Origin of the sequence: Paenarthrobacter sp. TA1.8 (assembly GCF_048595705.1) — a bacterium.
Lineage (GTDB): Bacteria > Actinomycetota > Actinomycetes > Actinomycetales > Micrococcaceae > Arthrobacter > Arthrobacter nitroguajacolicus.
Genome location: NZ_CP184287.1, coordinates 1487469 through 1506764, shown reverse-complemented (window position 1 = coordinate 1506764; position 19296 = coordinate 1487469). Strand labels below are relative to the sequence as shown.

General features: G+C 63.0%; 21 protein-coding genes. 11 read left to right on the top strand and 10 right to left on the bottom strand.

Features of this window, described 5'->3' with window-relative positions:
* Positions 1-5 precede the first annotated feature (5 nt).
* From cobA to ACNAOT_RS07155, 3 genes are all read left to right on the top strand, one after another.
* Positions 6-1040, top strand: a complete 1035-nt coding sequence (gene cobA / locus ACNAOT_RS07165) for a uroporphyrinogen-III C-methyltransferase (RefSeq protein WP_420180564.1) — start codon at positions 6-8, stop codon at positions 1038-1040.
* Positions 1041-1052: 12 nt separating this feature from the next.
* On the top strand, positions 1053-2210 hold the full coding sequence (locus ACNAOT_RS07160; RefSeq protein ID WP_091466214.1) for a uroporphyrinogen-III synthase: 1158 nt from the start codon (positions 1053-1055) through the stop codon (positions 2208-2210).
* A gap of 260 nt (positions 2211-2470) precedes the next feature.
* Positions 2471-3259 (top strand): hypothetical protein, encoded by a 789-nt coding sequence (locus ACNAOT_RS07155; RefSeq protein WP_420180563.1) that lies wholly within the window; start codon positions 2471-2473, stop codon positions 3257-3259.
* 37 nt (positions 3260-3296) lie between these two features.
* Here the strand turns inward: ACNAOT_RS07155 and ACNAOT_RS07150 are convergent, their stop codons facing one another.
* On the bottom strand, positions 3297-4595 hold the full coding sequence (locus tag ACNAOT_RS07150; RefSeq protein ID WP_420180562.1) for a Y-family DNA polymerase: 1299 nt from the start codon (positions 4593-4595) through the stop codon (positions 3297-3299).
* Positions 4596-4766: 171 nt separating this feature from the next.
* Positions 4767-6233: a sugar porter family MFS transporter gene (locus tag ACNAOT_RS07145; RefSeq protein WP_420180561.1), complete on the bottom strand. Its 1467-nt coding sequence runs from the start codon at positions 6231-6233 to the stop codon at positions 4767-4769.
* 135 nt (positions 6234-6368) lie between these two features.
* Here ACNAOT_RS07145 and ACNAOT_RS07140 point away from each other — a divergent pair, with 135 nt between their 5' ends.
* The 3 genes from ACNAOT_RS07140 (at position 6369) to ACNAOT_RS07130 (ending at position 8925) form a co-directional block, all read left to right on the top strand.
* Positions 6369-7397: a LacI family DNA-binding transcriptional regulator gene (locus ACNAOT_RS07140; protein WP_420180560.1), complete on the top strand. Its 1029-nt coding sequence runs from the start codon at positions 6369-6371 to the stop codon at positions 7395-7397.
* Between the two features lie 188 nt (positions 7398-7585).
* Positions 7586-7897 carry a thioredoxin family protein gene (locus ACNAOT_RS07135; RefSeq protein ID WP_420180559.1) on the top strand — a complete coding sequence of 104 codons (312 nt, stop codon included), beginning with the start codon at positions 7586-7588 and terminating at the stop codon, positions 7895-7897.
* A 203-nt stretch (positions 7898-8100) separates the two neighbouring features.
* Positions 8101-8925: a sulfite exporter TauE/SafE family protein gene (locus ACNAOT_RS07130; protein WP_420180558.1), complete on the top strand. Its 825-nt coding sequence runs from the start codon at positions 8101-8103 to the stop codon at positions 8923-8925.
* 150 nt (positions 8926-9075) lie between these two features.
* On the opposite strand, the gene ACNAOT_RS07125 is transcribed toward ACNAOT_RS07130, so the two are convergent.
* The 6 genes from ACNAOT_RS07125 to ACNAOT_RS07100 all read right to left on the bottom strand — a co-directional run bounded on the left by ACNAOT_RS07125 (position 9076) and on the right by ACNAOT_RS07100 (position 14029).
* The gene (locus tag ACNAOT_RS07125) at positions 9076-9498 is read right to left on the bottom strand and encodes a low molecular weight phosphatase family protein (RefSeq protein WP_420180557.1); all 423 of its coding nucleotides are present in this window, start codon (positions 9496-9498) and stop codon (positions 9076-9078) included.
* The gene (locus ACNAOT_RS07120; protein ID WP_420180556.1) at positions 9498-10154 is read right to left on the bottom strand and encodes an arsenate reductase ArsC; all 657 of its coding nucleotides are present in this window, start codon (positions 10152-10154) and stop codon (positions 9498-9500) included. The genes ACNAOT_RS07125 and ACNAOT_RS07120 overlap by 1 nt, the downstream gene beginning before the upstream one ends.
* A gap of 31 nt (positions 10155-10185) precedes the next feature.
* Positions 10186-11574: an FAD-dependent oxidoreductase gene (locus ACNAOT_RS07115; RefSeq protein ID WP_420180555.1), complete on the bottom strand. Its 1389-nt coding sequence runs from the start codon at positions 11572-11574 to the stop codon at positions 10186-10188.
* A gap of 180 nt (positions 11575-11754) precedes the next feature.
* Complete coding sequence (trxB, locus tag ACNAOT_RS07110; RefSeq protein WP_420180554.1) at positions 11755-12744, bottom strand: thioredoxin-disulfide reductase; 990 nt, start codon at positions 12742-12744, stop codon at positions 11755-11757.
* A gap of 31 nt (positions 12745-12775) precedes the next feature.
* Positions 12776-13198 (bottom strand): arsenate reductase ArsC, encoded by a 423-nt coding sequence (locus ACNAOT_RS07105; protein WP_420180553.1) that lies wholly within the window; start codon positions 13196-13198, stop codon positions 12776-12778.
* A gap of 156 nt (positions 13199-13354) precedes the next feature.
* Positions 13355-14029 carry a helix-turn-helix domain-containing protein gene (locus ACNAOT_RS07100; RefSeq protein ID WP_420180552.1) on the bottom strand — a complete coding sequence of 225 codons (675 nt, stop codon included), beginning with the start codon at positions 14027-14029 and terminating at the stop codon, positions 13355-13357.
* A gap of 45 nt (positions 14030-14074) precedes the next feature.
* Here ACNAOT_RS07100 and ACNAOT_RS07095 point away from each other — a divergent pair, with 45 nt between their 5' ends.
* From ACNAOT_RS07095 to ACNAOT_RS07085, 3 genes are read left to right on the top strand one after another with little or no spacing between them, the layout of a single operon-like run.
* Complete coding sequence (locus ACNAOT_RS07095) at positions 14075-14812, top strand: MIP/aquaporin family protein (RefSeq protein WP_420180551.1); 738 nt, start codon at positions 14075-14077, stop codon at positions 14810-14812.
* A gap of 60 nt (positions 14813-14872) precedes the next feature.
* Complete coding sequence (locus ACNAOT_RS07090) at positions 14873-15220, top strand: ArsR/SmtB family transcription factor (RefSeq protein ID WP_420180550.1); 348 nt, start codon at positions 14873-14875, stop codon at positions 15218-15220.
* Positions 15221-15243: 23 nt separating this feature from the next.
* Complete coding sequence (locus ACNAOT_RS07085; RefSeq protein ID WP_420180549.1) at positions 15244-15732, top strand: GNAT family N-acetyltransferase; 489 nt, start codon at positions 15244-15246, stop codon at positions 15730-15732.
* A gap of 188 nt (positions 15733-15920) precedes the next feature.
* Here ACNAOT_RS07085 and ACNAOT_RS07080 read toward each other — a convergent pair whose 3' ends face one another.
* Both ACNAOT_RS07080 and ACNAOT_RS07075 read right to left on the bottom strand, forming a co-directional pair.
* The gene (locus ACNAOT_RS07080) at positions 15921-16352 is read right to left on the bottom strand and encodes a LexA family protein (protein ID WP_017199306.1); all 432 of its coding nucleotides are present in this window, start codon (positions 16350-16352) and stop codon (positions 15921-15923) included.
* A 426-nt stretch (positions 16353-16778) separates the two neighbouring features.
* Complete coding sequence (locus ACNAOT_RS07075) at positions 16779-17375, bottom strand: dihydrofolate reductase family protein (RefSeq protein WP_420180548.1); 597 nt, start codon at positions 17373-17375, stop codon at positions 16779-16781.
* A 189-nt stretch (positions 17376-17564) separates the two neighbouring features.
* Between ACNAOT_RS07075 and ACNAOT_RS07070 the strand changes: the two genes are divergently transcribed.
* On the top strand, positions 17565-18452 hold the full coding sequence (locus ACNAOT_RS07070) for an FAD-dependent oxidoreductase (RefSeq protein ID WP_178997962.1): 888 nt from the start codon (positions 17565-17567) through the stop codon (positions 18450-18452).
* A gap of 115 nt (positions 18453-18567) precedes the next feature.
* Positions 18568-19260, top strand: coding sequence for a deoxyribose-phosphate aldolase (gene deoC, locus ACNAOT_RS07065; RefSeq protein WP_420180547.1), 693 nt, complete (start codon positions 18568-18570; stop codon positions 19258-19260).
* Positions 19261-19296 lie beyond the last annotated feature (36 nt).

The following is a 19296-nucleotide window of genomic DNA, read 5'->3' as shown; positions in this document are numbered from 1 at the left end:
TCACCATGCAGCTCACCATTGATCTCACCGGCCGTGACGTCCTTGTCACGGGATCTGAAAAGTCTGCCCGCCAGGCGGTCCGCCGCTACCAGAGCGCCGGTGCCAACGTGTACCGGCTGAGCGCCCCGGAAGGTGTGCCGGGCGACGGCCAGCTTCCCGAGCGCCCGTTCCTGGTGGCGGTAGTGGACGACGGCGGGTCCGGCTGGCTGCCGCTGGTGGAACGCTGCCGCGACGCCGGGATTCCCCTAGCCTTCGAGCCTGCACCCGGCGCCGAGGGCCACGTGACCCTGGTGGGTGGAGGCCCGGGAGCCCTGGATCTGCTCACGGTGGGTGCTGTGGACGCCCTGCGCGATGCCGATGTGGTGTTTTACGATCGGCTTGCGCCCTATCAGGAACTGGCTGATCTGACCTCTGCGGAGCTCGTGGACGTTGGAAAGCAGCCCGGGCTTCACAAGGTGACTCAGAGGGACATCGAGAAGCTGATGGTGGAGGCTGCACTGCTGGGCAAGAATGTGGTCAGGCTCAAGGGCGGCGATCCGTACGTGTTTGGCCGCGGCGGCGAAGAAGTGGCTGCGTGTGTTGCTGCCGGCGTCCCGGTGAGGGTCATCTCCGGTGTCACCAGTGCTATTTCCGTTCCCGCTGCAGCCGGAATCCCGGTGACGCACCGCGAGGTCAGCCACATGTTCACCGTGGTATCCGGCCATGCCCCGTTGACGGAGAAGGAACACACCCACCTTGCCGGACTGGGCGGGACTATCGTGGTCCTCATGGGCATCGGCACCCTGCCCCAGCTGGCGGCCGGGCTCCGCCGAGCGGGGATGAATTCGGACATGCCAATGGCCGTGGTGGAACGTGGGTACCGGCCGGGACAGCGCACCACCATCGCTGACCTCGGTACCATCGAAACGGCAGCCACCGGCTGCAGCAACCCGGCCGTGTTGGTCATCGGCGAGGTGGTCCGGGTTGCTGAAGCCAACCGGAATCATGCCGAAGCATCCGCTGAACTGAGCCGACTCGCGGCTTCGCTCCTTGAAGCCTGAAGGTAAGAACACATGACTGTTGCACGTGCCATCGAAGTCCAGGACGCTACTGCCGCGCCGGAAGTTGCCGAAGCCGTAGAAGCGCCGTTGGACGGATTCCGCATTGGCGTCACCTCGCACCGCCGCTCCCGCGACCTCATTGAGGCACTGGAGCGCCGCGGTGCGAGCGTTTTGCACGCACCCGCCCTGAAGATCGCCCCGGTGCAGGAGGACATGGTCCTCATCGAGGACACCCGCACCATCATCGAGGCCAAGCCGGACATCTGCATCGCCACCACCGCCTACGGCATGCGCCGCTGGTGTGAGGCCGCTGATTCCTTTGGCATCGGCGAGCAACTGCTGGACACGCTGTCCGCCTGCCGCATGTTCGTCCGTGGCCCCAAAGCCCGCGGTGCCGTTCGGGCGGCTGGCCTTGCCGACGTCGGAATCAGCAGTGACGAAACCACCGCCACACTGGTGGACATGCTCCTGGCCGAAGGCGTGCGCGGCAAGACCGTGGCCGTCCAGTTGCACGGCTACACGGACGTCCGCCAGCTGGAACGGCTGCGTATGTCCGGAGCTACTGTCTTGACGGTGACTCCGTACCGCTGGGTGAAGCCCGACGGCGAAGACAAACTGCCGCGCCTGATCGAAGCCGTGGTCAGCGGAAACCTCGATGTCCTGACGTTCACCAGCGCCCCGGCAGTGGACGCCATGTGGAGCACCGCACATGAAATGGGCCTGTACCGCCAGCTCATCGAAGCTCTCAAGGGCCCGGTAACCGTTGCGGCCGTCGGTCCGGTCACCGCTCAACCGCTGGTCGACGCCGGGCTCACCCCGTTGATCCCTGATCGTTACCGCATGGGTGCGCTCATCAGGCTGGTTACCGAACATCTTTCGCTGAACCACGTGCGGCGCTTGGAAACCAAGAGCGCCACCATCGAGCTCCGTGGACGCTGCCTGCGGATCAACGGTGAGGTGGTGGACCTTGCACCGGCTCCCCTCCTGCTGCTGCGGGCGCTGCTCGGCGCGGGTGGGGCTGTCCTGTCCAGGGAAGCTCTCTCCGACCTGCTGGACCTGCGCGGTTCCGTACACGCTTTGGACATGACGGTCAGCAGGCTCAGGTCTTCCCTTCCTGATGGCAAACTTGTGGAAACCGTAGTGAAGCGCGGCTACCGGCTGCGGGCTTAGGTGTGAATGTTGGCGATAAACGGCGGTCTTTTGCGGAGCTAAATGTCGCCCTGCTGGTCCCCAAGCACTCCTGACCGCCTGTAGAACGTCGCTCGGGACTTCCCGGGATCCCGCGGAGTCGAACTTTTCTCCGTCGAACTCTTCATTGTCACGGGTTCTCTGTCGTAGGAGACTTGAGGCGACGGCATCCCATCTCGGACCGCCCGCGGGGCCACCCGGCTGCGGGGCCTCACAGCACCTTGTAGCGGCCTGGTGGATCAATGAGTTCCATGACACCCCCCGATAAGGCCGCTCGGCGGTCGCGCCATCTCTTGCCCTTGGTGACTTTCGCACTGATTGGATGTCTCGGTGGGTGCGAGTATGAGTCTTACGACGCATCCCTGCCGTCTGCCAGTTCTCCGATTACGGAGGCTCGCACGGACCCACCGCTGCCGGAGAGTCGCGACCCTCGCACGGTTCCGCCGCTGCCGAAGAGTGGCGATATCGACGCCGGCACATATCTAGTCCCCGTCGACGGCTACAAGGAGCCTTTCCAGATCACCGTCCCAGGCGGCTGGTCTGCTCTCGACGGCAATAGCCTGCGAAAGGATGACCCGGATCACCCGGCTGAATGGGCCGTCTACCTGACTCTTGGGTCCGCGTTCTATGTGTCGATGGATGCATGCAACTGGAGGGGTGCCCTTGCCGATGTCGGTCCTGCGGACTGGGCCTTCACTAGGGCTATGGCGGCGCAGTCGTCAACGGCAAGCACTCCTCCTGTCAAGGTCATGGTGGGCGATTACTCCGGCTTCGAGTTCGACCACTCCGTCGAGGGCGACGTGGACATCACGGCCTGCGACAGCGGCAAGTTCTGCATCCACTCAGAAATGATGTACCACTGCACACACTGGTACTCGAATCAGAATGAACACGAGACCTACCGGGTGGTCGACCTGAACGGTAAGCGGGTTGTCATCGCGGTGGGCCATATCGACGAATCGATCAATCCGGAGCTGATGAGAGAGGCACGCACCGTCTTCGACTCGATCGTGTTCGAGTCCTACAAGTGATCGGCTGATCCGATGGCCAATCCCGCTCGCTGACACGTTAGGCCGCCTTCACCAAAGGAAGCTCGTCCCAGTTGGTGGTGTAGCGGGGGCTGAGCATGTCGCGTTTCATGGACCAGTCCGGGCCGCCTTTGATGCCCGCATGGCCCAAACCGATGGAGCCACGGCCATAGCGCTTGCTGACCTGCTCGAGCAAGGGGCCTATGCCCCGTTCTTCATGCCGGTTCTCGAAGATTTCCAGCGGTTTCTGGTTGCCGCTGGGTCGGAGGTCCGTGACCATGATTCCAGCTTTGGCGTACCTCACGCCTTCCTGAATTTTTGGAACCAGCGCATGCGCGGCCTTGGTCAGCAACACCGGATCCGAGGTGGGCATTGGCAGCTTGACGTTGACAGTGGGGAACGATTTGTCGTTGGGGTTGTAGACCGATGTTGCCGCAAAGGCAGTCAGCAGCTTGGCTTGCAGGTCATGCTTGGCCAGCCTGGCACTGGCCATCTGGCCATAGACACTCAGTACCTGCCGCAGCTCGGCTGCTGAGGTTATTGGTGTGGAGAAGGACCGGGAGAAGATCAGTTGATCCCGTCCGATCCGTTCCTCCTCCATGGGGATGCAGGGGGTGCCTTGCAGTTCCAGCACAGTCCGCATCATGACGATGGAGAACTTGTCCCGCAATGCCACGGGGTCGGCACGGACCAGGTCCAGGATGGAGAAGATCCCCATCGCGTTCAGGCGTTTCGTGAGCCTGGTGGCGACGCCCCAGATTTCGATCACGGAGAGCCGTGCCATGAGTGCTTCGCGTTGGGGCTCCGGGATGGAGTCCCACCGGCACACGCCATTGAAGGCCGGGTTGTGCTTTGCCCACTTGTTGGCCAGCTTGGCAAGCGTCTTGGTGCGCGCGATTCCTACGCAAACGGGAACCCCCACGTGTCGTTGGCAGGCAGCTTTGATGGTGCGCCCTAGCTCCAGCAGATCCTCGGGTTGCCCTTTGACTCCGAGGAACGCTTCATCAATGGAGTACACCTCCTGCCATGCTGAGTACCGGGCCAGGAGCTCCATCACCCGCGAGCTGATGTCTCCATACAGTTCATAGTTGCTTGAGAGTGCAATGAGTCCCCATTCCTTGGCGCGTGGAGCAAGCTTGAACCAAGGCTCGCCGAGTCCGATTCCCAGTCTTTTGGCCTCAGGCGACCTGGTCACGGCGCAGCCGTCGTTGTTGGACAGGACGATCAGCGGCTTGCCCTCCAACGCAGGATTGAAGGCACGTTCTGCCGACGCATAGAAGCAGTTGATATCCACGTGGGCGATCTCCTGCATGCGATGCATGAGCGCTGGCTTGGACATTCCGCTCCTTGGCTCGCACTAGCACGCGTCGCCCGCATCCGAGTGCGCGACACGCCATACATTCGAACATATATTCGAATACCTTCACTGTACCGCCAGCCCCTGACAAGAAGACATCCCGCCCGCAGGACTACGGGAGTCCGGCGGGCGGGATGCCAACGCTGCGGAGTTCTAAGAGGTTGCTGCCGGTTCCTTCTTGTGCACCAGGTAGATGGCACCGGTGGTCACATCTTCTTCGAGTGCCTCCAAGGTGCGTCCGCGGGTTTCGGGAACCTGCGTGTAGATGAAGACGAGGGCCAGGATTCCAACAATCCCAAAGAGGAAGAACGTTCCCGTAATCCCCACGCCCGCCACCAACGTGGGGAAGAAGAGGCCGAGGAGGGCATTGGCGATCCAGAGGCAGAATACCGACAGGCCGATCGCGAAGCCGCGAACATGCAGCGGGAAGATCTCGGACAGCATCACCCACACGGCGATGTTGAGGAATGTCTGCATGGATCCTACAAACGCCACCACCAGGAACAAGATAACGAAGGGGCGTGCGGCATTGCCGACGGGCAGGACGATCGAGGCGATTCCGATGAGGAAGTGGCAAACGGTGGTCAGCGTGAATCCAAGGAGCAGGGTGGTGCGTCGATTAATCCGTTGCATGAGCGTCAAGGCAATGACGCCACCGACCACCGCAATGACACCGGGGGCAATGTTGGCAATGAGGGCTCCACTTGAGTCGAAGCCGGCTTCAACCAGCACGGACTGCCCGTAATACATGATCGAGTTGATGCCGGTTAGCTGCTGAGCCACGCCCAAGCCGATACCTACCAGCACAATGCGCAAAATCCATTTGTCCTTGAGTGCTCCCCAAGAGGTTGCTTTTGAAGCTCGTTCCTCGTCAGCCAGGTGCTTCACATCGGCCATTTCAGCCTCGGCTCGCTCCACGGATCGAATGGTCTTCAGCACTTCCAGCGCTTCTTGCGACCGCCCCTTGGAAATGAGCCAACGCGGCGACTCAGGCATGCGCAGCATACCGAAGAACAGAGCTATGGCGGGCAGGGCTGCGACCGCAAGCATGATGCGCCAGACTCCCCCGAATTCACCCCAGACATTGCCGATGATGGCGTTGACTACGAAAGCCGCGAGCTGCCCAATGACGATCATGAGTTCATTCCGTCCGGCAAGAGAGCCACGAATTTCATACGGCGCCAGCTCGGCAAGGAACACCGGGACCACGGTAGAGGCGCCACCGACAGCCAAGCCGAGGATGACCCGCCCCAGCACCATTACTTCGAAGCTCGGTGCGAAGACGCAGGCAATGGTCCCGGCAAAGAACAGGACGGCCAACAGGATGATCGTTTTGCGGCGACCCCAACCATCTGACAAGCGCCCACCGCCAACCGCTCCGGCAGCCGCTCCGAACAAAAGGGAGCTGGTGACGATTCCTTCTGTCAGCGGCGTCAATGCGAGGTCCATGGTCATAGGCCTCAGTGCGCCGTTGATAACGCCGGTGTCGTAGCCGAAGAGAAGACCGCCGAAGGTGGCTACCAAGGCAACGAGGCCGAGGCGCTTTCTGTGCGGACCATTTGTCAGCGGAGGGAGTAAGGCGCCATCGGCGGCTCCCCGCTGCCTTTGTGTGGCAGACATCAAGACTCCTTTGTCAGTGTGGTGCGGGTCGTATTCACCCGTTCTGAATACAGACTAACGCGCGAAAGGCTTAAATGTAAGGTCAAACTAACAAATGTCTGGGTTCAAGACTTTCCGCCATGGGAGGATGAGGGCATGGTTATCGACAACCGCCATCGTTCGGCCACCCAAAGCGACGTCGCCAAGGAAGTCGGCGTCTCCCGAACCCTCGTGTCTTTTGCCTTCCGCGGTGCGCCGGGCGTCAGCGAGGAAACCAAACAGGCGATCTTCGATGCCGCAAAGCGTCTGGGCTACCGACCCAACGCAGTAGCTGCCGATCTCGCACGAAAGCATCGGTCCGCCGTCGGGCTCCATCTCCTGGACATCCGCAACGAGGTCTACGCTGACATCCTCAGCGGCGTCCGCATGGCACTGCCCCAGGACGGCAACCGGCTCATCCTGAGTGTCTCCCGGTCTGTTGACGGCGAGGACCACGGCGCGCTGGAATCACTGATTGAGGCGCGAGTGGGGATAATCATTGCCGCCACCCTGCTGGATTCCGACGAACGGGTCCATGAATTGGCCAAGATCGTTCCACTGGTCAGCGTGACGCGTCCCGTGGATGGCGTGGACAGCGTCTATTCAGACGATGCCGCCGGCGCCCGCGCAGCCACCGAACACCTCATCAGGCTGGGCCACACGAGAATCGCCCACCTGGCGGGCCCCGTCTACGACGGCCATACGGTCCGCAGGCAGAGTTACGCACAAACCATGCGCGACGCCGGGCTGAAGCCACTATCGCTCGAGGCCGATGACTTTACGCAGGACGCCGGACAGCGGGCGGCCGCAAAATTGCTCGCTATGACTGACCGGCCAACGGCAATATTCACCCACAACGACCAGCTCGCCTTGGGCGCCCGCGAGGCTGCGTACGCGCTGGGCCTTTCGTTGCCGTCCGAGCTTTCCCTTGTGGGATACGACAACTCGAGGACCTCCGGACTTCACGGCATCGACCTCACATCCGTTGACCTCCATGCTGTTGAACTCGGGCAGATTGCGGGAACCGTTGCTCTGGAACGCCTCAGCAATCCCGATGGGCCCGCCGCAGACAGGCGCCTCACACCGCAGCTCGTGGTGCGAAACTCGACAGCCCCGCCAGTTGGAAACCGTCATATCGGTAACTAGCGTTATTCATTTTTGCGCTATTCGGGCTTTGACGACCGATCGAGGGGCGGCCGTGTGGGCGTTGGTGCGAGGCAAAGGGGGCTCCGATAGCGATGCTGATGGTTCTTCTCCCGAGGACTCTAGGGGTAACCCCTGACATCTAGGCCTGTGCCTCCGCATCACGTGGGCGGGCGGGGGACAATGGTCACATGCGAGTGGAACTGCTTCATATAGATGAGTGTCCCAACACGGTCAAGGCGTACGAGCGTCTTGAAGAAGCATTGCTGGCCTTGGGGCGTGCGGAGGTTGAGGTGCACGTGCGTCTTCTTCAGTCAGCAGCCGATATCAAGGACACCGGGTTTGCAGGTTCGCCCACGATCACTGTCGACGGGGTCGACATCTTCCCTGGAGGGGCGCCCTCAAGCGAACTGGCCTGCCGTATCTATATGACTCCCCGGGGCTTTGCCGGCCTGCCTACAACTGAGCAGCTAACGGAAGCTCTCACGAACAGTGGAATCTGACGCCGCCGCCTGCTCTTGCTGTGGCAGGGTGATGGGCCGCAGGAAACTGCACGCCATCGGGTCGGAACCTGCCTACATTTGTCGCCGCTGTGGCTTGTGGATTGCGCTCCGGTTCCGACCGGATATCACAGAGACCTCTGCGCGTCCCCGTCACATCGAAACGAACGCCAACGAAGAACGCATGGACTGATACTTTTCGATTCATGAAAAGCACAGTTCAGTCGCTGTCGATCCAGGGACCGGCACGACGTCATTCTCCGGCCCTGGTCTTCCTCGCCGGCGCCATCATTGGCGTGCTGGGCGGCATGATCGGCCTGGGCGGTGCGGAGTTCCGGCTTCCGTTGCTGATTGGGGTTTTCGGCTTCGCTGCGCTGCAGGCCATCATCATGAATAAAGCCATGAGCCTGATCGTCGTCATGACAGCGCTGCCGGCCCGGCTTTTCGCGATCCCGATCGGGGATCTTTCCCCGTACTGGTTTATCGTCCTGAACTTGTTGGCCGGAAGTCTGGTCGGGGCCTGGATCGGCGCCCATTGGGCTACGCGGCTGAAGTCAAAGACCCTCTACCGCGTGATCGCGGTGCTGCTCGTACTCATCGCAGCACTGCTTTTCTACACGCATTTCTTTGCCGTTGATCCGCTCGCAATCGCGGAGGGTCCTCGGACCATCGCGGGCATCGCGGCCGGGGTCATCATCGGTGTCGTGGCCGCTCTCATGGGAGTAGCCGGCGGAGAACTGCTGATCCCCACGATCGTGCTGCTCTTCGGAACCGACATCAAGATCGCAGGTAGCCTCTCACTGGCCGTTTCGCTGCCGACCATGCTTGTCGCGTTTGCCCGCTTCAGCAAGGACAAGAGCTTCGCCGTACTCGGAGGGAACAAGCGTTTCCTCATCGCCATGACCCTGGGCTCCATCACCGGAACAGTGATCGGCGGGCTTCTGCTGGGGGTTGTCCCCTCACTGGTCCTCATCCCGTTGCTCGTCCTGCTCCTGCTCCTGTCCTCCATCAAGGTCTGGAACCACGACTAGGAATCCCACGTCGGTTCGCCGGAAGGTCCGTTGTCAAAGAAAGGACAGGGCGAAGCAGTTCGTGGTGAAGATAGGCGTATGCCCCGGGACCTGGATGATCCCGGGGCATACGTTGCCGCTGGCGGCAATTTTGTTTCTGGAAGGCGCGGACTAGGGCGTGTTCTCGATGAGTTCGGTGTAGAGCTTTTGGACACGGTCCTTGATGTCGTCGCGGACCAGGCGCATGCGTTCCATGCCTTCGATGCCGCGTTCGGAGGGTTCATCGGTATCCCAGATTTCGAAGCGTTTGCCGGCCGGTGGGTCGAGTTTGGCTTCGGTTCCGAGGACGATGACGGCGTCCACGGTGTTGAGGACTTCATCGGTAACCGGTTTTGGATACTCGCCGGTGACGTCGATGCCCAGTTCGGCCAGGGATTCCACGGACTGGGCGTTCAACGCCGCGCCGGGTTTGGTGCCGGCTGAGTAGACCGTAACGTCATCCCCGGCCAGGTCGCGCATGAGGCCTGCGGCGAGCTGGGATTTGCCGCCGTTCTTGCTGCAGATGAACAGGACCGCGGGGTGTTCGGAGGTCATTAGAGTGCGGCTTCTTTCGTGAGGGAGGCGACCAGGTTTTTAACGCGGTCGTGGATTTCATCGCGGATTTCACGGACGGTGTCGAGGGGCTGCTCGGCCGGGTCGGTGAGTTCCCAGTCTTCGTAACGCTTGCCGGGGTAGATCGGGCAGGAGTCGCCGCAGCCCATGGTGATGACCACATCGGAGGCGCGGACGACGTCGTCGGTGAGCGGCTTGGGGTATTCCTTGCCCAGATCCAAGCCCATCTCGTTCATTACTGTCACGACGTTGGCGTCGAGTTCTGATGCGGGTAGGGACCCGGCGGAGCGGACACGGATTTTGCCTTTGGCTTCGACGGTGAGCAGGGCCGCGGCCATTTGGGAGCGGCCGGCGTTCTGCACGCAGACGAACAACACTTCCGGGACTTCGGAGGCCAGGGAGCCTTTGGACTTGGCCAGGGCGTGGAGCCTGTCGTTGGCGAAGTGCTCGGTTGTCGCGGGCAGGTAGGCGCTGACTTTCGCTGTGCGGGCCAGGGCCGTGTAGGACTCGAAGACGTAGCGTTCGACGGTTTCTGCGGCGAAGATCCCTGCGTAACGTCCGGCGAGCCGGTCACTGATGCGATGGAGTACTTCGGTGTTGTCCTGCAGGCCGAGCGTGGTTTCCTGGTGGTCGGTCATGACAGTGCTCCAATGTTGGTTTGGTGACTGGCTATTGGTTGCTGGTGCCGGAGCGGCCATGTGCGAGCCCGGTCGGGAAGCCGACGAATGCCGGTTCGGGTGCGGCACAGCAACCGCCCTGGGCCTCGGGCTCCTGCGTTGTGACTGCAGCCGGGACGTCGCAGCTGGTGCCGGCGTCCGCGGAGCAGACCCCGGTTTCGGGCAGTTCAAGGTGGACGGTGTCAGCAGCCTGCTGGTCACCGGCGAGGGCTGCGGCGACGGAGCGGACTTGCTCGTAGCCGGTGGCGAGCAGGAAGGTCGGTGCCCGGCCGTAGGACTTCATTCCGACGATGTAGAAGTCCTTTTCGGGGTGGGCCAGAACCTTCGCACCATGCGCCGGGACCGTGCCGCAGGAGTGGAATTCAGGGTCGATCAGCGGCCCGAGCTCGGTAGGGGCTTCAACAGCGGGGTCCAGGTCCAGGCGCACTTCACGCAGGATCTCCAGGTCCGGGCGGAAGCCTGTGCAGGGGACGATGACGTCGGCGTCAATGGTGCGTCCATCCACGGCTTCGACGCTCACGTGCGAGTCGAGGTTTTTCAGGGCAGCGATGCCGAATCCGGTGTGCAGTTCGATGGTTCCGGCTTCGACCAGGCGACGGAGGCGGGAGCCGAGCTGGCCGCGCGCAGGCAGCCCGTCAGCGTCCCCTCCGCCGTAGACCTTCTCAGCCGAAGCGCCGCGGACGGCCCAGAGGATGCGGGTATCGGGCTCGTCCTTGGCCAGGTCGGCGAGATTGATCAGGGTGTTCGCGGCCGAGTGACCGGCCCCGACGACGAGGGCGCGGCGACCGGCGAAGGAGGCGCGGTTGCGGCCAGCAACGTCGGGCAGGGGCGAGGAAATCCGGTCAGTGGCTGTGGTCTCGCCGATGGCGGGCAGGCCTGAGGTGCCGAGCGGGTTGCGGGTGGCCCAGGTGCCGGAGGCGTCGATGACGGCGGCCACGGTGTGGTCCCGTATTTCTCCGCCGTCGTGCTCGACGCGGACGACGAAAGGAGTAGTGTCGCGGTCCCGGACGTGGGTTTTGTCCATGCCCTGCCGGGTGACGGCGATGACACGGGCACCGGTCTGGAGCAGGGAAGCGATCTGGGGTGTTGCTGCAAGCGGGGTGAGGTAGTTGTCGATGAGTTCGCCGCCGTAGGGCAATGCGGTGGGGCGGGGTGATTCCCAGCCAGTGGGTTCGAGCAGGCGGACCGCTGCGTCGTCGAGGTTGAACCGCCAAGGAGAGAACAGCCGGATGTGGCGCCATTGTTCGATGGCGGCGCCTGCAGTGGGGCCGGCTTCGAAGATGACCGGTTCGAGTCCGCGTTCGAGCAGGTGCGCCGCTGTGGCGAGTCCTACCGGGCCTGCGCCGATCACTGCGATGGGAAGGTTCTTCACTGAATCCATGCTGTCCTCTTGTTCATACGTTGGTATCGGCGGCTCGGTCGGGGTGCCTGCCGGTCCTTGTGGGGCCGGCAGGCCGGGGCGGCGCTGTTCAGCAGCAGTCCAGATCGTCCTCGTCGCAGCAGCCCGTGTCGGTGCAGCATCCGGTGTCCATCCAGTTCACCCCCTTCCCGTTTCGCGTGGTTAGGCGTGGGTTGGTTCTTCAACCAGGGCCGTGGCGATGCTGTCGGCATCCGCCAGAGCGGCGAGGAACCGTTCGGCGTCCAGCGCGGCGGCGCAGCCGGTTCCGGCTGCGGTGATGGCCTGGCGGTATCGGTGGTCCACAGCGTCACCGCAGGCGAAAACGCCGGAGAGGTTCGTGACCGTGGTGGGTGAGTCGACCTTGATGTAGCCCTCGTCGTCCAGGTCAACCTGTCCGGCGACCAGCTCGGTGCGGGGAAGGTGGCCGATGGCAACGAAAATGCCCGTGGCGGCCTGTTCGCGGGTTTCACCGGTGCGGGTGTCAGTCAGGGTCACGCCGGTGACCTTGGTGTCGCCGTGGATCTTGGTGATGGCCGAGTTCCAGGCGAAGTTGATCTTGGGGTTGTCCTTGGCGCGCTGGGCCATGATCCGTGAGGCACGGAGTTCGTCTTTGCGGACCACGACGGTGACGGTCTTGGCGAAGCGGGTCAGGAAGGTCGCCTCTTCCATGGCGGAGTCACCGCCGCCGACGACGATGATGTCCTGTTCGCGGAAGAAGAATCCGTCGCAGGTGGCGCACCAGGACACTCCGTGGCCGCTGAGTTTCTTCTCTTCCGGCAGGCCGAGTTCCTTGTAGGCCGAGCCTGTGGCCAGGATGACCGCCGGTGCTTCGTGGGTTTGGCCGGCGCCGGTGACTACGCGCTTGAGGTGACCTTTCAGGTTAACTTCGGTGACGTCGTCGAACACGATCCGCGCGCCGAACCTTTCGGCCTGTTCCTGGAGCCCGTCCATGAGCTCCGGGCCTTGGATCCCGCCGGGGAAGCCGGGGAAGTTCTCCACTTCGGTGGTGTTCATCAGCGCCCCGCCGGCGGTGACCGACCCGGCGAGGACCAGCGGGTTCAGGCCTGCCCGGGCAGCGTAGATCGCCGCCGTGTATCCGGCGGGGCCGGAGCCGATGATGATCAGCTGTTCGGTCTGGACGTCGGTGCTCATCTGAGTCTCTCCTGGTAATCGAAAATGTGGGTTACTTAGCGGCCGGGACGAGGGAGGCGATCAGGCCCTCGATGCGGGTCTTGATTTCGTCGCGGATCGGGCGGACAGCCTCGACGCCTTGGCCGGCGGGGTCTTCCAGGACCCAGTCTTCGTAGCGCTTGCCGGGGAAGTACGGGCATTCATCGCCGCAGCCCATGGTGATGACGACGTCGGATTCCTTCACGGCCTCGGTGGTGAGGACCTTCGGGATTTCAGCGGACATGTCGATGCCGAGTTCAGCCATGGCCTCGACGGCGGCCGGGTTGACCTTGTCGGCGGGCTGGGAGCCGGCGGAGCGGACTTCGATCTCCCCCTTGCCCAGGGTGGTCAGGAACGCGGCGGCCATCTGGGAACGCCCGGCGTTGTGAATGCAGACGAACAGTACGGAGGGCTTCTTGGTGGTTTCGGTGCTCACGGGTTTCTCTCCTGGAATCGTTGTGTGAACGGGTGGTGGGTTTGAAGCGGTGCGCCCGAGAAGGAAGCTCTCCGTAATGAACATTGATGATGATCGATATAGAGAGTATCGGACGGTAGATTGATGAATGTCAATATTGCAACTGTCGCCAGGTGGTTAGGCGGCGGTGATGCGGGGTGCGAGGTCGTGGATGCGGTGGGTGATGTCGTCGAAGGCCTGGTCGAAGGCGGCGGCTGTGTCCAGGCGAAGGGGGTCCGGCACGGACCAGTGGATTCCGCCCAGCCCGGTCAGTTCTTCGTGGGCGTTGTCGCAGACGGTCACGACCAGGTCCGCCTCGCCTGCAACCTCTTCCAAGGTGCGCGGGGCAATGTCCGGCAGGTCCAGGCCGTGGCGTCGGGCGGTCTCGATGGCTCCGCGGGCGATACGGTTTGCGGGATGGGTTCCGGCCGATGCTGCGGGGATGTCGCTTACCTGTCGCCAGAGGGCGGTGGCCAACTGCGAGCGTGCACTGTTGCGGGTGCACACGAACAGGACGCGGGTTGCCGTATGCGCAGCCCCGGGGGCGAGTCCATCCAGGGCGCCGGTGGCGAGGCGGAGGTAACTGCGGCGCTTGTCGGCTTCGGAGCGCTGCCGGGTTGCCAGTCCGGCGTCCTCCAGTGTGCGCAGGTGGTGGGAGAGCAGGTTGGCCGGCATGCCCAGTTCGGCCTGCAGCTCCGAGGGCGAGAAGTCGCCCAGGGTTAGCAGGTCCACGATGCGCAGGCGCGCCGGATCGGCAAGGGCCGCGTGCCTGGCTACCCGTGCCTGGAATGTGTCAGCTGCTTCAATATTCATTGATTCAATTTTGACTGAGTTAATTCTTTGCGTCAAGCTGTTGGCATGACTTCACTCCAGCCGCCCCTGTGGCGCCGTGCCATCGCTGAATTCCTCGGCACCGCTTTGCTCGTTGCCATCGTCGTCGGCTCGGGGATCGCTGCAGCCCAACTCTCACCCAATGATGTGGGCCTGCAGTTGCTACAAAACAGCACGGCGACGGTGCTTGGGCTGACGGTATTGATCCTGGTGTTCGGGCCGGTCAGCGGCGCCCACTTCAACCCCGTGGTGTCCCTGGCCGACTGGTTCCTTGGGCGGCGCAGCGGATCCGGCCTGTCCTTGCCGGACCTCGGCCTCTACGTCCTTGCCCAAATCGCCGGCGCCATCGGCGGCAGTGTCCTCGCCAACGCGATGTTCGAAGTCGCCACCTCTATCTCGACCAAGGAGCGGGCGGCAGCGGGTCATCTGCTGGCCGAGGTGGTCGCGACCGCCGGCCTGGTCCTGCTGATCTTCTCCCTCGCAGCCACCAAACGCGGCGCCTTGGCCGCCCCCGCCGTAGGTGCTTATATCGGTGCCGCGTACTGGTTCACATCTTCGACGTCGTTCGCGAACCCGGCCGTGACCATCGGCCGTATCTTCAGCGACACCTTCGCCGGAATTGCACCGGGTTCCGTCCCACCGTTCATCGCCGTCCAGCTCCTCGGCGCGGCCGTCGGCATGGGACTTCTGCTCCTGCTCTTCCCGCATGCCGGCCGGGACGCCGATGACGTCGTCATCCCTCACTCCGAAGCAGCCAAGCACTAGAGCCGGCGTCGACATCGGCCTAAACATTGATGAATGTCAATGTTGCGGCATAATAGGTAGATGACCTCGCTGCCCCTGCTTGAACCGGACACGCAGACCACATGCTGCCCGCCGGCCGCCCCAACCCTTGGCGCTGAGGAAGCTCAGCGCCGGGCCGTGGTGTTCAAAGCGCTGGCAGACCCCAACCGGCTGCGGCTGCTCTCCATCGTCAAGGCCGCCGACGGCGGGGAGTCCTGTGTCTGCGACCTCACCGAACCGCTGGATCTCGGTCAGCCCACTGTCTCCCACCATCTGAAAATCCTGGTCGAGGCTGGTCTACTGCATCGCGAGAAGCGCGGCACCTGGGCGTACTACTCGCTGGTCCCCGGAGCCTTGGACGACGTCGCCGGAACCCTCGCAGCCCTATGAACCACGGGTTTGGAGTTCGGACCATGACGCCAACCGATTGGCCCGCCGTGCAGCGCATCTTCCAGGAAGGTATCGAGACCGGGCACGCGACCTTTGAAGAGAAGGCCCCCGATTGGGAGTCCTTCAACACCTCCAGGTTGCCGGCGCACAGGCTCGTCGCCGAAACCGCCGGGCAAGGCGTTCTGGGATGGGCCGCCGTCTCCGCCGTCTCGTCCCGGCCTGTATACGCGGGCGTGGTCGAGCACTCCATCTACGTTGCGGCCGAAGCCCGCGGCCTCGGACTCGGCAAAGCCCTCCTTCAGGCCCTCATCAACTCCACTGAACAAGGTGGAGTGTGGACCATCCAATCCAACATCTTCCCGGAAAATCACTCCAGCCTCCGGGTCCACGAAGCCGCCGGCTTCCGGATCATCGGCAGCAGGAGCCGCATCGCCCGCATGACATACGGCCCCGCCGCCGGCCAATGGCGGGACACACTCCTGCTCGAACGCCGTTCACCGGCTGTTAGCTGAGCTGTCGCAGCAAATCACACACGCCCTTTCAGCGTCGGGTTCCCCATGCCTGCCGGGGGCATTAACCGGGAAAACTTGGGACTAAGCCATTGAAATCCAAGCCGCATAGGGTGTTCGGCAAGCTGCTTGAGGAGCAATGACGCCAGCGTCAGACCGAGACGGCTTGCCATTTAACGGAAAAGCGCGCACTAAATGTGATGCAGGCACGTGGTGGCGACACCCCAAATGGTCAACTCCGACATTGCAGGGACGCGAATGTCCGGATACTTGGGATTATCGGCCTGCAGGACTACGCCCGAGGACGTGACCCGTAGCCTTTTGATGGTCAGCTCGCCATCGAGGACAGCCACGACGACGGACCCGTCCTTGGGCTCCAGCGCGCGGTTGACGATCAACTCGTCACCGTCGCTTATGCCGGCGCCCTCCATTGACTCGCCAGTCACCCTCACTACGAAAGTGCTGGTGACATCCTTGATCAGGTGCTCGTTGAGATCGATTCGACCATCAAAATAGTCCTGGGCGGGCGACGGATAGCCCGCAGCCACGGGGATAGGCGCCAGCAGCACTGACATAAGGGAAAAGCCCGCATCTATCACGCGGGGGCCGACTATCACGCCCACAACACACCTTTATTCGAATATATGTTCGATAGTTCAGTGTACAGCGGGTGACAGACATTGTGTCCACTCCTCAACGAGCGGCCTCGTTCGGCACCTCGACCATAGGCCCGTCACGACCGCCGATGACAAATTTCCCAATCACCTCTTTCCCGTTCACGTCGTAGACAGGAATCGCCACAGCTCTGTTACCGCGCGCCTCCTGCCAAGCCAAGGCGTCCGCAGGGCTTCTGAACGTCCTTCCAAGGCGGGTGCGGGCTGGGCAATCCCATTCAATGCTCTCTTCATTCGTTGTCGCGGCCTGTGCGTGCGGGACTTCGCCGCTTCGGGAACGGCCAAAAGGTTTCACGAGCCTCGAAAAAACTGCTCTATGGCGTTGCTACCCTTGCGGAGCAGTACACGGGCTTCAGTGGAGGTGCGCCGTACCCACTAGCGAATTGCCCGATACCGCACATGCGTCACCAGGCCAGTCCCGCGTACCTCTGCCTGTTCAAGTTCCAGGTTTCCCACGCCGTCGAGCAATCGCTCACCACCACCCAGGACCATGGGTGAAATGTGGAGCCGCAGCTCGTCCATGAGCCCGGCCGAAAGATACTGGCGGGCGGTCTGCGCTCCGCCGGCAATGGCTACATCTTTGTCCCCGGCAGCTTCGCGGGCCTGCGCCAGTGCCGATTCGATGCCGTCGGTGACGAAGTTGAACGTTGTCCCGCCTTCCATCTCCAACGGCTCACGGCCATGGTGGGTGAGCACGAAAACGGGTGCGTGATATGGCGGTTCCTCGCCCCACCAGCCCCGCCATTCCGTGTCCCACGCCGCCGGTCCGGGCCCCGCAAACATGTTGCGTCCCATGATGAACGCACCAGCCGCGAGAATCCCTGCGATCTCCGGCGCGTTCGTCTCCGGCTCTTCGAACATCCATCTGTGCAGGAGCTCTCCCCCGTCGCCCAAGGGCTCCTCCAGGCGCTGGTTGGGGCCAGCAACAAATCCATCCAGTGAAACAGTCAGATCGCATGTGACTTGGCTCATGCGCCCATCATGCCACCACGGCGGCCGGGGCAGAACGGTCCGCACGCGCAATGTGATCCACGTTATTACCGGCCGGTAAACAGCACGCTACGGATCGGCCAAAGATGGCAACAGCGGCGAAACACCCGCGAAAAACCGGCCCCCTACGCTGATGATCAACAGCAGGTCACATGAGCGAAAGGGCCAAACATGTCCGCCATCCCGTCCGCACCTTCCCTCCACATCGTCATTGCAGGGGCAGGTCCCGCGGCCCAGGCTCTGGTGCGGCGGCTAGCCGGAGCGTCCGAATCCCGGCAGCGCGCTTTCCACGGAACCATCACTGTGCTCAGTAACCGCGACGAGTGCCCGGACGTCCTGTTGGAACTCGCCGAACTCCCCCAGGTCTCGGTCCGTTTCGGGCAGGCAGCCAGCTTCATCGACGCCGATGCAAGGATTGTCACCACCGTGGATGGCATGGAGTTCTCCTACGACCAGTTGGTCATCGCCACCGGCTCGGCCCCGGCCCTTCCGCCGGTGCCAGGCGCCGAATCCAGCCTGAGTTACTCCACCATCGACGACGCCGCGAACATCGGCGAAGCGGTCAAGGACGTCACCCGCCTGGTGGGCCGCCGTCCCCTGGGAATCCTCGTTGGGAACGGACCGGCGGCGGGCCAGGCCGAGGCTGTGCTGCGTGCACGCGGGGTCCGCCCCGTCCGCACAACCCTCCGCCCCACCGCCGTCGTGCCTTCCGCCAGCACCGGCACGGGTGCGCAGGGTTCCATGCTGCCGGCCACCGGCATCCTCTTCGAAGACGGCAGCAGCATGAAAGGCGACCTGGTGGTACTGGCCGAGGAACGCACCGCCCGCAACGACCTCGCCGAAAGCGCCGGGCTCACAACCGCTCCCGACGGCGGCATCTCGGTAAGTCGCGACCTCGCCACGTCCGTACCAGGCATCTGGGCGATTGGCGATGCCGCGTCCTGCGACGGACTACGACTGGGCCTGCTTCTGTCCGCCGAGTCCTCTGCGATGCTGTGCGCCTCAGGCCTGCTCTTGAGTGCGGGCAAAGACGATCAGCAGGCGTTGATCGCGGCCTGACGCCCCTTTGGCGGCGGCCCCAGTGACCTCCGGCGCATGTGGCAAGATGGTCCTTTGATGGGCAGTGACAACCCTGCGGCCACCGGGCCGGCCACGCCCTGCACGGAAGGATCCCATGAGCAACGAAGCCGTCGCGCAAGCAAATATTGCCTCCTACATTGACCACACACTGTTGAAGCCTGAGGCCAGTCAGGCCGACGTCCTCAAGGTGTGCGCCGAGGCAGTCGAGTACAAGTTCAAGTCGGTGTGCGTGAACCCGGTTTGGGTCAAGACCGTCACCAAGGCCCTCAAAGGTTCGGGCGTGCTCACGTGCTCGGTCATCGGCTTCCCCCTGGGTGCCACCCCCAGCGACGTCAAGGCTTTCGAGGCCCGCGGAGCCGTACTGGACGGCGCGGATGAAATCGACATGGTGATCAACATGGCCTCCGCCCGCGCCAACGACAAGGGCGCGCTGGTGGACGACATCAGGGCCGTGTCCGAGGCAGTCCACGCCGGGGAGGCCATCCTGAAGGTGATCATCGAGACCTCCATGCTGACCGATGAGCAGAAGGTCATTGCCTGCGAAGCGGCCGTGGAAGCCGGGGCGGACTTCGTCAAGACGTCCACCGGATTCAATGGCGGCGGTGCCACCGTCGAGGACGTTGCGTTGATGCGCAAGACCGTGGGGCCGGAGGTGGGCGTGAAGGCCTCGGGTGGAGTGCGCTCCCTGGCCGATGCACAGGCTATGATTGCTGCTGGTGCAACACGTATCGGAGCGAGCTCCGGAATTGCCATTGTCAAGGGTGAACAGGGTTCATCCGCCTACTAAGGCTTCCGCTGCCGTCAGAGATTTTTGAGCCCTGCG

What these genes read in the sequence shown, in the direction of transcription:
- ACNAOT_RS07120 (WP_420180556.1), bottom strand. Translation starts at nt 10,154, where the DNA reads ATGACCGACCACCAGGAAACCACGCTCGGCCTGCAGGACAACACCGAA.
- ACNAOT_RS07135 (WP_420180559.1), top strand. Translation starts at nt 7,586, where the DNA reads ATGCGAGTGGAACTGCTTCATATAGATGAGTGTCCCAACACGGTCAAG.
- trxB (WP_420180554.1), bottom strand. Translation starts at nt 12,744, where the DNA reads ATGAGCACCGACGTCCAGACCGAACAGCTGATCATCATCGGCTCCGGC.
- ACNAOT_RS07125 (WP_420180557.1), bottom strand. Translation starts at nt 9,498, where the DNA reads ATGACCTCCGAACACCCCGCGGTCCTGTTCATCTGCAGCAAGAACGGC.
- ACNAOT_RS07070 (WP_178997962.1), top strand. Translation starts at nt 17,565, where the DNA reads ATGTCCGCCATCCCGTCCGCACCTTCCCTCCACATCGTCATTGCAGGG.
- ACNAOT_RS07150 (WP_420180562.1), bottom strand. Translation starts at nt 4,595, where the DNA reads ATGTCCAAGCCAGCGCTCATGCATCGCATGCAGGAGATCGCCCACGTG.
- ACNAOT_RS07140 (WP_420180560.1), top strand. Translation starts at nt 6,369, where the DNA reads ATGGTTATCGACAACCGCCATCGTTCGGCCACCCAAAGCGACGTCGCC.
- cobA (WP_420180564.1), top strand. Translation starts at nt 6, where the DNA reads ATGCAGCTCACCATTGATCTCACCGGCCGTGACGTCCTTGTCACGGGA.
- ACNAOT_RS07145 (WP_420180561.1), bottom strand. Translation starts at nt 6,233, where the DNA reads ATGTCTGCCACACAAAGGCAGCGGGGAGCCGCCGATGGCGCCTTACTC.
- ACNAOT_RS07155 (WP_420180563.1), top strand. Translation starts at nt 2,471, where the DNA reads ATGAGTTCCATGACACCCCCCGATAAGGCCGCTCGGCGGTCGCGCCAT.
- ACNAOT_RS07085 (WP_420180549.1), top strand. Translation starts at nt 15,244, where the DNA reads ATGACGCCAACCGATTGGCCCGCCGTGCAGCGCATCTTCCAGGAAGGT.
- ACNAOT_RS07075 (WP_420180548.1), bottom strand. Translation starts at nt 17,375, where the DNA reads ATGAGCCAAGTCACATGCGATCTGACTGTTTCACTGGATGGATTTGTT.
- ACNAOT_RS07160 (WP_091466214.1), top strand. Translation starts at nt 1,053, where the DNA reads ATGACTGTTGCACGTGCCATCGAAGTCCAGGACGCTACTGCCGCGCCG.
- ACNAOT_RS07100 (WP_420180552.1), bottom strand. Translation starts at nt 14,029, where the DNA reads ATGAATATTGAAGCAGCTGACACATTCCAGGCACGGGTAGCCAGGCAC.
- ACNAOT_RS07090 (WP_420180550.1), top strand. Translation starts at nt 14,873, where the DNA reads ATGACCTCGCTGCCCCTGCTTGAACCGGACACGCAGACCACATGCTGC.
- ACNAOT_RS07115 (WP_420180555.1), bottom strand. Translation starts at nt 11,574, where the DNA reads ATGGATTCAGTGAAGAACCTTCCCATCGCAGTGATCGGCGCAGGCCCG.
- ACNAOT_RS07130 (WP_420180558.1), top strand. Translation starts at nt 8,101, where the DNA reads ATGAAAAGCACAGTTCAGTCGCTGTCGATCCAGGGACCGGCACGACGT.
- deoC (WP_420180547.1), top strand. Translation starts at nt 18,568, where the DNA reads ATGAGCAACGAAGCCGTCGCGCAAGCAAATATTGCCTCCTACATTGAC.
- ACNAOT_RS07095 (WP_420180551.1), top strand. Translation starts at nt 14,075, where the DNA reads ATGACTTCACTCCAGCCGCCCCTGTGGCGCCGTGCCATCGCTGAATTC.